Consider the following 12610-nt stretch of genomic DNA (forward strand, 5'->3'; position numbering starts at 1 on the left):
AATAGGCGGTGGGCAAGGCCAACAAATGCTTGAACAAGCGGGCGCCCAACTCCACGTCGATCTTGCTGCTGGTATGAGCGAACACCCAAGTGCGGATACCGGACAAGGCGGCTTCGAACAGCATCGCCCCGATCAGGCCGATCGCGATCACATTCAAGGTCTTCATCGCGTGGTTGACCAGCACCTTGTCCATCACCACCTGAAAAAACAACGGCGTGACCAGGCCGATCAGCTGCAACACCAGCGAAATCAACAAGACTTCGCCGAACAGTTTGCGGTACTTGATCAAGGCGGGAATGAACCAGGTAAAGTCGAACTGGGCCGCCTCGCCGGCATAGCTGGCCTTGGATGTGAAAAACAACAATTCGCCGGTCCAACTCGCCAGCAGTTCGGCCAGGGTCATCACCGCCGGCGGCTCGCCGGGGCGCTGGATCAAGACTTTGCCGGCGGGGTTGGGCAAGCCGCCATGGGTGGGCGGCCCGCCTTGGTCGGGGCCGGCAGGTGCGGGCGGCCCGGCATCGTATTTGGCCAGGATGAAATAACGGCCGTCCTTGCCCAACGCGATCGCCGGCAACGGCGCTAACGCCAAACGTTTCGGATCCTGCCGGCGCGGCTTGGCGGTCAAGCCCAAGCGTTGCGCGGCCAGCTGCAGTGCTCGGTTATCGAAGCGACAGCGCCCTTCGCGATCCGGCACCAACGCCGGCCCGAACTCGTGGCGCAAGGCGGCTTCGTCGGCGGCCACGCCGTGGAAGGCGGCCATCATCAACAACGCGGCCAGACCGGTATCCAGGTCGGCGGAGGATGGGGCGGTGGAGTTCATTTAGAACAGCTGTTCGAAGCTAAAAAGACTTGAGAGTGAAAACAATGTCAACCCACCGTTTAAGCGGGGAAATCGCGAGTCAAGCACGGGCATCCTTGGCAAATGGCGCATAGGAGTATGATTTAGTAAATTCGATTCTCGCTGCTAACGGCAAACGCGATCGGCTAAGAGACCGGGCAAATCTAGCTTGCGATACGGTGTTTGTCCAGCGAAAGCGGTTTGGCGGCAACAAATTTGACGCTTTGAACAACAAAATACGCCACCTGGGATGGGTGATCGGAAGATATTGCGTGTGACTTCATCTGGTACGAGAACTGAAGGTTATCGGATATCTCAAGCCTTTTCCGTTGCTTGAACCGGCAAAAGTCATTGCCCGTTTCGAGTAAATCGCAATGATGATGCATTTGATTAGGTGGCCAATACATGTCGAAAGCCAAAAAGTCGAACGCGCCAGTTGTGCCGAATCTTCTGTTTTGAATTGTTCGTAGTCGAGTTTCTCTTACACTGCTGTGGTACTCCCCTATGGAAATCACTTTTCAATAAATCTTTGACTACTGTTAGCGTATAGCCTAATCAGTGTTGACAATAAATAGTTGCTTCACCGTCTATCCAACTTTACCAAAGAACTACGTTTGGCAAGATTTTGCAGCATGCCGTAATTCTCCAGTTTATGCCGCAATACATTCCTGCTGATATCTAGTAATTTGGCGGTCTGAACTTGGTTGCGCTCGCAAAACTCAAATGCAATACGGATGATCGATTCCTCGATAATCTCATATAACTTCGGTGGCGCACGTTCGCACAAGCGCTGCAAAGCTACTTCTAATGAACTTGTTGATACCGCTGGCAAACTCTCAATTGATCTGACGCCCGATAACTTAAAATCTTCCGGGCGCAATCGATTGCCAGGGCAAACTAACAGTGCCCTATGTATTGCATTCTCCAATTCTCGGATATTACCCGGCCAATCATAGTTCAGCAGTGTCAGTTCAGTGCCTGGTAGTAGCTTTATTTCATCGTGCCCCAGACGCTCTCCATACACTTTGAGAAAATGGCGGGCCAACGGCAAAATATCTCCAGGACGTTCCCGTAGCGGTGCCAAATGCAAAGTAGCAACATTGAACCGGTAATATAAATCCGCCCTAAAATGCTGGGCCGCGACAGCATCTTCCAAGTTGACGTTGGTTGCGGCTATGATTCGCACATCAACCTGCCGTACTTGTCGGGAACCGATTCGGACCACTTCGCGCTCCTGCAAGACTCTCAGCAATTTGGCCTGTAAACCTAATGGCAAGTCGCCCACCTCATCTAGGAACAGACTGCCTTTATCGGCAATCTCAAACCAACCGTCTTTGCTGCTGACTGCACCAGTAAACGCCCCCTTTTCGTGCCCAAACAATTCGCTTTCGATCAGACTTTCGCTCAAGGCGGCACAATTCAAAGCCCCAAATTTTTGCTGGCTACGCTTGCTCAATGCGTGAATGTGCCGTGCTATCAATTCCTTACCGGTACCGGTCTCGCCAATAATCAAGACGGTAGCGTCACTGGGCGCAATTCGTTCAATCTGTTCTAACAAGCGACGTGAGGCGGGATCTTCGAATACCAATGCGGTAGCCTGCATTGAGTTGGATAAGGAACGGGTTTGCAGGTCGTCGAAAGCCAATACTGGCCCCGAAGGTTCTAAGTGATGAAACCCTGCATATTCTCGTTTGAAAACTCTGTCCATATTGACCCTTGTGACTGTGGCAAATGTCTGATCTATGCGGAGCGCGATCGCGACACGATTAGTAGTTTTGCTTATTGTTTACGCTGGAATCCGCAAAGCCCAAAATATTTGATTCGGATAAGAATTGTGAAACAAATCCGCCGCTTCGCGCGGCCACTGTGCTTCGATACATATTCGAAAATCCCATTGAACACAGCACATTTCGTTCCAAAACCGCCACAGCCTTATCGTCGCGCTTACGACAGCCGAAAATCGAGTCGAGAATATCCATTTCTACTAAAAGCTTCATATAGCTGTGTCTCTCAGTAAAAAACCTTCATTGATCAAAATACATGTAATGCTTAAATACTGTCTAGATCGAAACAATGAATGCACGATAGCTGTTGCCACATCACCCCAGCAGCAGTTATTGCCAAAGTCGAACGGATTGATCTGATTGATGCGGTTTCATTAGAAAATGGGATTTTGGTGGGTATCCTCAGCTTGGGGAATATCTAGTTTATTCGAGATGAATTTTCGAATTGATGCCTCATGTCTTATCGGGCTGAATATTCAAAATTTTAAATTTCTACCGATTTGAGGGCGAAGGTCGTTTAGCGTCAATGCGCGTAATGGACTTTAAATGTGTGGCACAGTTAAGGCACATCCAGGGCACAGAGCCAAAAATGCGGTTTGGGGGGAAGATGTCAAAATGGCGCGCCCGAGAAGCACGACATAATGATTTCTATTCAAGCTAGGCGATTGAAAGATAAAGGTATTTTAAACATACCAGCCAGTAAGTCAACGCGCTATGTGTATACCGTTGTGTTACCTTTAAACTAAAGAGGCAACAGCCGAAAGTATCGTAAATTTCCGCGCGGTCTTCTGAATATCGAGGATCGCAGAAAGCCCCCCATAGCCCCGCCCGCGGTCCCACCCAAGATCGAAAGGCTCGATAACGGCACACCAAATCGAGATAAAGCGCCAAGCGCGCCCGATGGAGATACCTTCACCAGCAGCAAGCCGCACCAAGCGTATTCTTTAACGTTCGTTTTTGACTACGTGGATCGGTACACTCAAACCGTGTTCATTAATGGGGTATTGACACAGATACACCGTACCGAGATAATCCACCCCGTTTTCAGTACATAACGGGAGCACCCACTATGCCGACCTTTGCTTATCTCAGGGTATCAACTAAGGACCAGACCACCGAGCAACAATTAACCCAGATCGCCGGAGCCGGCTACACGGTAGAACCGGATCGCGTCTTTACGGAACAAGGCGTGAGCGGCAAAGTCCCAGCTCTGCAACGGGAGCAATTCCAGCGGTTAAACGATAGGCTCAGCGCAGGGGATACGCTGGTAGTCACTAAGCTTGATCGCCTGGGACGGGATATACTGGACGTGATCGCGACCGTTAGGGCCTTGATTGATCGCGGCGTGGTCCTTGTTGTACTCGGCTTGGGTACACTGGATAACTCCGCGCAAGCCAACCTCACACTCAACATGCTCGCCGCCATCTCTGAGTTCGAGCGGCAAATTATCAGCGAGCGCACCAAGGCGAAACTGGCTCAGAAGAAAGCAGACGGCGCTAAGCTGGGGCGCCCTGTGAAGGTGGATAATGCCGAACTAAAAGCCAGAGCCAAGGAGTTACTCGCGTCCGGTTCATCCTGGAGAAACACAGCCAAGGCGCTGGATATTTCGCTATCCACGCTGCAACGAATGATGAAGGCAGCAACCACAGAAACAAAGACTTGAAACGGCTCCTCTAGCAGTAGAATACCTTTTTTTCAATATGTTACATGGAAATGCAGAATGAGCCAGCAACCTAAAATTTATCGAGCCTTTGCGCTACCGCTTGCCGCCTTCGATTACCTGAAGGACTTCCAGCGGGAATACGAAAGGACCCACCGGGTACACCTGAACAACAATCAGTGCCTTACCTTGATACTGGAGCAGCACAAGGCCGGCAACCAAGCCCGATAGTTGGACCAATTGAAGCCACTGAAGCAGATGAACACACATCAAGCCGCAATCGCCAAGCTTAAGGCAGACATTCAAAACGGGAAGTCCCGTCCCGAGAAAGCACCTACATCGTTACCTTTGGACAGCATCGAAACCCGTGAAGACGTGTTTCAGTACCGAATAGCTTTAAATTATTCGAGCCGGTCACATATCGCTCAGCTTAAACAAGTGCTTACAATGGGCGCGCCTAACAAACGTCTAACCAAGATTGCGGTCATGTGGGACGGTCGCGGCTATGTTTGTATTGATGGACACCACAGGCTACAAGCCTACTGCGCCGCCGGGGTTACTACTAAAATCCCGGTTACAGTCCACACAGGGTCAGTAGAGGAAGCACTATTGATCGCGCTACGGACTAACACACGGAACAAGTTAGACATGACAGCCAAGGACCGAACAAGCGCCGCTTGGAGACTAACAGTAACCATGCCGAAGCTATCAAAGGAAGAGGTTAGCGCCAACACCGGGGTGAGTGATCGAACAGTAGGCTACATGCGGAGCACACTAAGACGATTTAAGGAAATGTTCCCCGGTGAGCCGATACCGGAGACGCACCACGAAGCCAACAAGCTACTTGAGGGAAAACCTGTAAACACTGAGCGCTCGCCTGATTGGCTGGAAGTCGAAGCACAAAAAGTCGCTGATAAACTCCATAAGCTTTTCGGTGAAAAACCTCACGAGAGTCCCGCGGTATTCGCTCGGGGCATAGAGCTATACAGTGACCCAGTCGTTAAGTACATCTTGGAGGTATGGGAGTTCCCCGAGCGTGACGAGGAGGAAGACAATACCGAAGACGATACCGAAGACGATACTATCAGCGATTACAATGATGACTTCTGAATGATTGAAGGTAGTTAGCTAATGAAACACACCTGGAAGGCTCAATTCCTTACGGGTATCCAGGTGTGCAATCCATTAGAGGTGCAAATTGCATAGCCGAACACACTTAACAGAATAGCCCCAATCCCGCAGTTTACCTGCCTTCAGGTATCTGTGGGTTTTATTTGTGGTGTGCGAATGAATAAATCGCCAGATAAACCCCGTACAGCAATATCAGGCCAACAACAATTTCAAATAGACAGCCCCCATTTTTGGAGCGTGGGCCACTCTCTGGCTTTTCAGTAACTGTTGATAAGCTTGGGCGCGACGCCGGGGGCAATTCCACGTAAGACTCAGGATAAAGCACCTTATGCGGGCAAAGCCGCTCAGCCTGTAGCCAATTGCTTTTATATTCCGAACGTGCATAAAGCTTATAAGCTACAAACAGGAACAAGGCAAAGCCACCGATCAAACGCGGCACCATCTTCTCTGGCGCATCCATCACCGCAGCAGTAAGGAACACCCCAGCGAGGACACCCCAAGAAACATGGCGAAAGGTCGTCAATCGCTGTGCTGTAGCATGGTAAAGAGAGTCGCTTAACTGCGCCCGTGCCCGTCTTAAACCTTCTATATCTTCCTTTTCCAACATATGCCACCCCATCTAATACGTTAGAAAGTATAGCCAACCAACGCCCCTAATACCCAATGCTTTTTACTGCAAATTTCCGTGTGGTCTTCTGAATACCGACGAAACCGCAAAGCCCCCCATGCGGGGACCGTCGACACCACACGCAGCGGGTCCCATAGTCAGGCGTAGTTGAGAATACATCAGGAAGCCCGAGGAGGCCGGTAGACTACCCAAGGCAGGGCTGAACCTGAACGAACGACAGCGAACAGCCCTGAAGGTTACAGACTATGCGCCGCTTTCCGGCGCCCTTTGTCTAGCGTTGAAAACCGCGTTGTTGCAGTAATGAAGCGTATACCTGCACCAATGGAAGCTGACCTCACCGGGCCGCCCCCGTTCTATTTGAAAGGGCAGGCTGACACCTTCCGTGTGCACAACAAGGTAAAAATCATGGCGGCCAATGATTAACGATCTTGGCTCAACTTCTATAGAAAAATACCACCTCATAGGTCCCCCGGCTAGTTGTTAAAGTGAGATAACAGACTAAGCGATTTAAGGCGGATTCGTCAATTATTATCCTTGTTTTTCAATGACTTATCCCATTTGTGGGAACTATCAAGCGAACACCCCCAACCCCAGGAATCAGCTTAAAATTTCGATCCTCTTTAGCTTGTCTTGTAGCACCCCGAGGAGCGTCATTTCACCGTACCGGCTGGCCTGATCCCCCCGGCTCCAGCCCTGAAGCTCGCGTATGTGATCCATTGAAACGTCCGCAAGACGAAGACGATCCTTTAAGTTATGCCGCAAGCAATGACAAGTAAACCCGAGTGACTTCAAGCGCCCATTCATGGCATTGGAGGCACCATCGTTTTTAACCTCTTCGCGCTTCAGATCGACATACTTGGGAAACAGCCACTCGCCGCCTTGACTAAGTTCAAGCTGACGTTTAATGCCTACCAAGGCGTAACCAATCAAGGGAATTAAGCGTTGGCTTTGTTTGGTCTTCAGCCTTCGCAAAGGGTTACGATGTAATTTAATGTAGGGAATATCGGCTTCTAGGTGTATATCCTCAACCCGCAAGCCCACGCACTCGGAAACACGCATCCCCGTATCGAACAGGATGCGGAGACCATTCAATGTATCGCTGTTTTCCGACTTGCCAAGCAAGGCGAGTAAGGCGGCCTGCTGTTCTGGGGTGAGGCTGGTACGGGAATCTTCATCATCTCTGAGACCTGGGATGGTGTGCTTTTCGAATGGATTTTTAAATGAGTACTCGAAATTGAGGATCGCCTTATTTACCGCTGACTTTATGGAGGATAGGCGCCGGGATACAGTCGCCGTCTTCAGCCCCTCTGATTGAACACCGCTAACCAATCGCTCCTCAATCTCACGGCGCTTATATTGGTCGAGCGGCCTATCACCGAGGTAATCAACGAAGAACGTTAAGGCCTGCTGCACCGACTGCGTAAACTTCCGGTCGTCACGCTTACCGCTGACTTCGATGTAATACGTTACGGCATCCGTTAGAGTGATCGGCCTACCAGCTATAAGGTCGAGTACTTTCTTCTCAGTGTGGGTCAAGTTAGCCGTGGGAGCATCTAACATTCGGGCGGAGCCTTCGTACTCAGCCACTAAAGCAAGCGGCTGCTTTTCAGCTAGGTGATCGATGTAATCGAAAGCCAAACCGGCGTTTTCTTCGGGTGTTGTTAAGGCATCAAAGATGCGCTGAGCCTCAACGATGGGGCTTTCTGGAGGCAGGCGGAGTTTAGCCCACGTTGCTTCGAGATCGCGGTCCAAGCGTTTAGCGGCAAGCTGCGCCTTTATTAAGTCGCTCGTCTTTAGGCTCTGCATCCACAAGCGTTTACCAACCCTCTCGACTAAGTCACCAGGGACACGCTTACGGAAATAATAGACGCCGTTGGGGTGCTTTTGATGAAGGTATTTCATGCGAACAAGCATAGCCAGATGCCGACCTTGTGTCACCTTTTGTGACACCTAGTTGCCTAGCAAGCTACTGAAAAATCAGGAATATCAGTGGGTTAGACTGATAAAATGGCGCGCCCGAGAGGATTCGAACCTCTGGCCTCAGCCTCCGGAGGGCTGCGCTCTATCCAGCTGAGCTACGGGCGCAATGTGATTTGCGGTCTAACGTTACAGTCACTTTGGCAAACGGTCTTGAACGTTCTCTATAACCCTAAACCGGCTGACTGTCGTTTCCGGCGGGCCAGTCCCGATCTAGCAGCGGCTATGGGACCTTGTTTACAGCCGGCAATTATACGGGCAAAAGCCGGCAAAGTCATGGACCGCTTGCGCTTACGCAGAATTTTTTGCCGATCTCAATTTTGCCAGCATCTGTTTTTGCCGAAGTTGACGTTCGGCTTTTTCTGCTTCCAGCCTGGCTACACGCCGGTTGTGGGCTTGATAGCGCAGGCGGGCACGTTCCGCATCTGCTGCCGTCCACTCGGGATTTGCAGCCGGAACCATGGCGATGCAATTCATCGGACACGGAGCAACGCACAATTCGCAGCCGGTACATAAATCGGTGATGACGGTGTGCATATGCTTGTTAGCGCCGAGGATGGCATCGGTCGGACACGGCGGCAGGCATTTGGTACAGCCGATACATTCGGCTTCGTTAATCACTGCTACCAACCGCGGGCGTTCCATGCCAAATGCCGGATTCAACGGCTTGACGTCAACCCCAAGCAAGTCGGCGAGCAGCTGGATGCCCTTGGCCCCGCCGGGCGGACATTGATTGATATCGGCTTCGCCGTTACCGATGGCTTCCGCATACGGCCGGCAACCGGGGTAGCCGCATTTGCCGCATTGGGTTTGCGGCAGAACGGCGTCGATGCGGTCGGCTAGCGTGGTTTCGATTGCCGTCATGCGCTTGGTTTTATTTAATCCGCATGCCCGGTTGCGCGCCTTGATCCGGCGATAGCACGAAGATATCCTTGCCGCCCGGACCAGCCGCCAGCACCATGCCTTCCGAGGTGCCGAAACGCATTTTGCGCGGCGCCAGGTTGGCCACAACCACGGTGAGCTTGCCTTCCAGTTGTTCCGGCGTGTAAGCCGATTTGATGCCGGCGAAGATATTGCGGGTTTCGTTGCCCAAATCGACGGTCAGTTGCAGCAGTTTTTCAGCACCTTCGACCGACTCGGCTTTGACGATTCGAGCGACGCGCAAATCGATTTTGGCGAAGTCGTCGATCTCAATCGGACTGGCGATAGGCTCGATGCCGGCGGCCGGCGCGGAAGATTCGGCTTTTGCCGGCTTGGCTTTGGCCGGTGGCGTTTTTTCCAGGTTTTCCTTGGACGCCTCGACAATGGCGGCGATTTTGTCCGGCTCGACCCGGGTCATCAACGGCGTAAAGGCGTTGATTTTGTGGCCGAGCAACGGTTCGACCTTGTTCGGCCAGGCCTGTGGCGGAATATTCAAAAAGCCCTCGGCGTTGGCGGCCAAGGTTGGAATCACCGGCCGCAGATAAACCACCAACATCCGGAACAGGTTGATGCCCATGCTGCAGGCGGCATGCAACTCGGCGTCTTTGCCTTCTTCCTTGGCGATCACCCAAGGCTTCTTCTCGTCTATGTACTGATTGGCTTTGTCGGCCAGCGCCATGATTTCCCGCATCGCCTTACCGAATTCGCGCCGCTCGTAAAGCTCGGCAATCGCAGAGTTGGCATCGACGAATTGCTGGAACAAAGCCGGTTCGGCGCAGGTGTCGGACAGCACGCCATCGAAACGCTTGTGGATAAAACCGGCGCAGCGGCTGGCGATATTGACCACCTTGCCGACCACGTCGGAATTGACGCGCAGACAGAAATCGTCGAAGTTCAAATCGATGTCGTCGACGCCGGCACCGAGTTTGGCGGCGAAGTAATAACGCAAATATTCAGGATTCAAATGGTCCAAATAGGTGCGAGCTTTGATGAAGGTGCCGCGCGATTTCGACATTTTTTCGCCGTTAACCGTCAGGAAGCCGTGGGCGAAGATAGCGCTCGGAGTGCGGAAATCGGCGCCGGTCAGCATCGCCGGCCAGAACAAGGCATGAAAATAAATGATGTCCTTGCCGATGAAATGGTAAAGCTCGGCGTCGCTGTCCTTTTGCCAAAAGCTGTCGAAGTTCAAGCCCTGCCGGTCGCACAAATGCTTGAAGCTGGCCATGTAACCGATCGGCGCGTCCAGCCAGACGTAAAAATATTTGCCGGGCGCATCGGGTATCTCGAACCCAAAATACGGAGCGTCGCGGGAAATATCCCATTGTTGCAAGCCGTTTTCCAGCCATTCCGCCATTTTGTTGGCGACTTCCGGCTGTAAGTGGCCGGCGGTGGTCCATTCCCGCAACATTTGCTCGAAATGGCCCAATTCGAAGAAGTAATGTTCCGATTCTTTTTCGATCGGCCGTTCGCCGGAAATGGCGGAAACGGCGTTTTTCAGCTCGGTCGGCGAATACGTAGCGCCGCAGGCTTCGCAACTGTCGCCATATTGATCCGGCGCGCCGCATTTAGGGCATTCGCCCTTGATGAAACGGTCCGGCAGAAACATGTTTTTTACCGGGTCATAGGCCTGGGTGATACTGCGTTGGCTAATATGGCCGCCGGCGCGCAGACGCTGGTAAATCAAGGCCGAAAACTCCCGGTTTTCCGGCGAATGAGTGCTGTGGTAATGGTCGAATGCGACGCCGAATTCGGCGAAATCCGCGCGGTGTTGTTTTTCGACGTCGGCGATCAGCTGTTCCGGAGTGATGCCTTCCTTGTCGGCGCGAAGCATTATCGGCGTGCCATGGGTGTCGTCGGCACAGACATAAAAGCAGTCGTGGCCGCGTTGTTTTTGAAAGCGCACCCAAATATCGGTCTGTATGTACTCCACAAGATGGCCGAGATGGATCGGGCCGTTAGCGTAAGGCAGGGCGCTGGTAACTAAGATTTTTCGCTTGGACATGGGGAAAATCGGCCGGAAAAAATGAGGGCGGATTATGGCACAAAACGCCGGGGGTTTCATGGAATGCCCGCCCGCGGCCAGACGGCGTTTCCTGCATCGGCTGCCGCAGCCTGGGTTTTCCAGCTTTTGGTTATGCCAAACCGTGCGGTACAATCGCCAGGGCTTTCCGCTCAAGCGTTGCGCCGGTTTGCTGACCCATGAACCGGTCCGATTGCGCCACAGCTTGAATAATTTTAAAAAGAGATGAGGTTACACCATGAAAAAAGGTTTGATTTTGACCGCCGCTCTACTGGCGTCGGGCTCTGCGTTTGCTGCTACCGACCATTACATCTTGCGCGACGGCAATCATGTTCAACATTTGAAAATCACCAAACTGGGCAACGAATACAGCGTGACCGCCGATGTGGATTTCGAACCGAATCCGGATGAAGTGGGCAAACACGCCTGTTCGGCGCAGATTACAGGTGATGCCAAAGCGGCCGGCGAGAATGAATTGGTGTTGAAAAAGCACATCGAAGGCGAAGCGCGTTCCTGCACCGTCAAAGTTCATCTTACCCCCAACGGTGCCAAACTCGACCAATCCGAAGAGTGCACCTACTTCGCTGCCGGTATTTGCCACTTCTCCAGCGACGGCAAAGAGCTGTTGAAAATCAAATAAGCCCCAGCGCAAAGCGCAATAACCAAGCTTATTGCGCTTCACCCCCTTCGCGCCAAAACTAACGCGAAAACCAAGTCAAAGAGCCCACGATTTTTCCATAAGTGCGTGATATCACGCAGGGTAGAGACATATTGTCGCGCGGCAATAGGCCACATTTTAAACGTTAGGCGTCTTTGCTAGATTATCGCCACCTCATGCAGGTCCGCATGAGCGGAATCATTCCCGATAATCTACACAGCCAAGGAGTCTTTATGAAAAAAACACACGTGATGCTGATAACCGCCGCAGTGGTTCTGCTGGGGTCAACCGCTGCTCTGAACGTGACCGTTGCCAATGAGTCGGGCAAAGACGCAAAATCGGTAGCTTGGTACGTGGCTAATATCCAGGAAGCCAAAGCCCAAAACCAAGCCTGCCACGATAGCCCGAGCAATCAAAGCAGTGAAAATTGCGCGAATGCGCTGCATGCGCTAGAAATCACCTTCAAAGGCGGAAACTAATACGCTCTCCCTCCAGCCTTTCCAGGCCTCGCGAATTCGTGCCTCCCCTACGCGACGACCCGCGACCAAAGGCTGGAGATTTTTTTCGATGCAGTCAGTTACTCAGCCGCTGAAAGCAAACTCCAACTAAATCCTGCGACAACAACAAGTCTAAGAGCATCTGTTTGCCTCCGCTCATGGCGTGACTGACCAACCGCGAACGAAATCAACCGGTTCAGCGACTTCGGGACTTTGCTGAACACGCTAAAATTTAGCGGCGCCAAGCCCGAGCAGCCAACTCAGTGTGCATTACGTTGCGGGATAGACGCTATTTTGATTAAAATTGTCCGGCAGTGCGGGGCAATCAAAACCTCCAACGACATTCCTCCTCCAGAGGGACTCAGCCCCAAACATCCACAAGCCGGCATAGCTCAGCAGGTAGAGCAGCGCACTCGTAACGCGAAGGTCGTAGGTTCGATTCCTATTGCCGGCACCATTTGATTTGCCAATACCCGTTCAATAGCCTATTTTGCCG

General features: G+C 52.1%; 12 protein-coding genes and 2 tRNA genes. 6 read left to right on the forward strand and 8 right to left on the reverse strand.

What is annotated here, in order from left to right; genetic code table 11:
• The 3 genes from AC0IM9_RS16495 to AC0IM9_RS16505 form a co-directional block, all read right to left on the reverse strand.
• Positions 1-820, reverse strand: an 820-nt coding sequence (locus AC0IM9_RS16495; protein ID WP_482804722.1) for a cysteine peptidase family C39 domain-containing protein, incomplete at its 3' end; no start/stop codon positions are given.
• Between the two features lie 598 nt (positions 821-1418).
• Positions 1419-2546 carry a sigma-54 interaction domain-containing protein gene (locus AC0IM9_RS16500; protein WP_482804723.1) on the reverse strand — a complete coding sequence of 376 codons (1128 nt, stop codon included), beginning with the start codon at positions 2544-2546 and terminating at the stop codon, positions 1419-1421.
• 58 nt (positions 2547-2604) lie between these two features.
• Positions 2605-2835, reverse strand: a complete 231-nt coding sequence (locus AC0IM9_RS16505; RefSeq protein WP_482804724.1) for a hypothetical protein — start codon at positions 2833-2835, stop codon at positions 2605-2607.
• A gap of 856 nt (positions 2836-3691) precedes the next feature.
• Between AC0IM9_RS16505 and AC0IM9_RS16510 the strand changes: the two genes are divergently transcribed.
• The 3 genes from AC0IM9_RS16510 to AC0IM9_RS16520 are packed head-to-tail and all read left to right on the forward strand — an operon-like array spanning position 3692 to position 5392.
• On the forward strand, positions 3692-4285 hold the full coding sequence (locus tag AC0IM9_RS16510) for a recombinase family protein (RefSeq protein WP_482804725.1): 594 nt from the start codon (positions 3692-3694) through the stop codon (positions 4283-4285).
• Between the two features lie 57 nt (positions 4286-4342).
• The gene (locus AC0IM9_RS16515) at positions 4343-4513 is read left to right on the forward strand and encodes a hypothetical protein (RefSeq protein ID WP_310750823.1); all 171 of its coding nucleotides are present in this window, start codon (positions 4343-4345) and stop codon (positions 4511-4513) included.
• Between the two features lie 27 nt (positions 4514-4540).
• Positions 4541-5392 (forward strand): ParB/RepB/Spo0J family partition protein, encoded by an 852-nt coding sequence (locus AC0IM9_RS16520; protein WP_482804726.1) that lies wholly within the window; start codon positions 4541-4543, stop codon positions 5390-5392.
• A gap of 160 nt (positions 5393-5552) precedes the next feature.
• On the opposite strand, the gene AC0IM9_RS16525 is transcribed toward AC0IM9_RS16520, so the two are convergent.
• From AC0IM9_RS16525 to metG, 5 genes are all read right to left on the reverse strand, one after another.
• Positions 5553-6020, reverse strand: coding sequence for a hypothetical protein (locus AC0IM9_RS16525; RefSeq protein ID WP_482804727.1), 468 nt, complete (start codon positions 6018-6020; stop codon positions 5553-5555).
• Positions 6021-6638: 618 nt separating this feature from the next.
• A complete protein-coding gene (locus tag AC0IM9_RS16530; protein WP_482804728.1) occupies positions 6639-7943 on the reverse strand; it encodes a DUF6538 domain-containing protein in 1305 nt (434 codons plus the stop codon).
• Between the two features lie 106 nt (positions 7944-8049).
• Positions 8050-8126 (reverse strand) — tRNA-Arg (locus AC0IM9_RS16535).
• A 183-nt stretch (positions 8127-8309) separates the two neighbouring features.
• Entirely contained in the window at positions 8310-8882 is a 573-nt protein-coding gene (rsxB, locus tag AC0IM9_RS16540) for an electron transport complex subunit RsxB (protein WP_482804729.1), read from the reverse strand.
• Between the two features lie 10 nt (positions 8883-8892).
• The gene (gene metG / locus AC0IM9_RS16545; RefSeq protein WP_482804730.1) at positions 8893-10941 is read right to left on the reverse strand and encodes a methionine--tRNA ligase; all 2049 of its coding nucleotides are present in this window, start codon (positions 10939-10941) and stop codon (positions 8893-8895) included.
• A 256-nt stretch (positions 10942-11197) separates the two neighbouring features.
• Between metG and AC0IM9_RS16550 the strand changes: the two genes are divergently transcribed.
• From AC0IM9_RS16550 to AC0IM9_RS16560, 3 genes are all read left to right on the forward strand, one after another.
• Entirely contained in the window at positions 11198-11599 is a 402-nt protein-coding gene (locus tag AC0IM9_RS16550; protein WP_482804731.1) for a hypothetical protein, read from the forward strand.
• A gap of 206 nt (positions 11600-11805) precedes the next feature.
• Positions 11806-12096, forward strand: a complete 291-nt coding sequence (locus AC0IM9_RS16555) for an EexN family lipoprotein (RefSeq protein WP_278210097.1) — start codon at positions 11806-11808, stop codon at positions 12094-12096.
• A gap of 399 nt (positions 12097-12495) precedes the next feature.
• Positions 12496-12571: transfer RNA gene (locus tag AC0IM9_RS16560), tRNA-Thr, on the forward strand.
• Positions 12572-12610: the final 39 nt, after the last annotated feature.

Source organism: Methylomonas sp. Uni0011 (genome assembly GCF_056850255.1).

Bases quoted from the DNA above. Each gene is read 5' to 3' on its own strand.
- rsxB (WP_482804729.1), bottom strand. From the start codon at position 8,882: ATGACGGCAATCGAAACCACGCTAGCCGACCGCATCGACGCCGTTCTG.
- AC0IM9_RS16550 (WP_482804731.1), top strand. From the start codon at position 11,198: ATGAAAAAAGGTTTGATTTTGACCGCCGCTCTACTGGCGTCGGGCTCT.
- AC0IM9_RS16530 (WP_482804728.1), bottom strand. From the start codon at position 7,943: ATGAAATACCTTCATCAAAAGCACCCCAACGGCGTCTATTATTTCCGT.
- metG (WP_482804730.1), bottom strand. From the start codon at position 10,941: ATGTCCAAGCGAAAAATCTTAGTTACCAGCGCCCTGCCTTACGCTAAC.
- AC0IM9_RS16555 (WP_278210097.1), top strand. From the start codon at position 11,806: ATGAGCGGAATCATTCCCGATAATCTACACAGCCAAGGAGTCTTTATG.
- AC0IM9_RS16500 (WP_482804723.1), bottom strand. From the start codon at position 2,546: ATGGACAGAGTTTTCAAACGAGAATATGCAGGGTTTCATCACTTAGAA.
- AC0IM9_RS16510 (WP_482804725.1), top strand. From the start codon at position 3,692: ATGCCGACCTTTGCTTATCTCAGGGTATCAACTAAGGACCAGACCACC.
- AC0IM9_RS16520 (WP_482804726.1), top strand. From the start codon at position 4,541: ATGAACACACATCAAGCCGCAATCGCCAAGCTTAAGGCAGACATTCAA.
- AC0IM9_RS16525 (WP_482804727.1), bottom strand. From the start codon at position 6,020: ATGTTGGAAAAGGAAGATATAGAAGGTTTAAGACGGGCACGGGCGCAG.
- AC0IM9_RS16505 (WP_482804724.1), bottom strand. From the start codon at position 2,835: ATGAAGCTTTTAGTAGAAATGGATATTCTCGACTCGATTTTCGGCTGT.
- AC0IM9_RS16515 (WP_310750823.1), top strand. From the start codon at position 4,343: ATGAGCCAGCAACCTAAAATTTATCGAGCCTTTGCGCTACCGCTTGCC.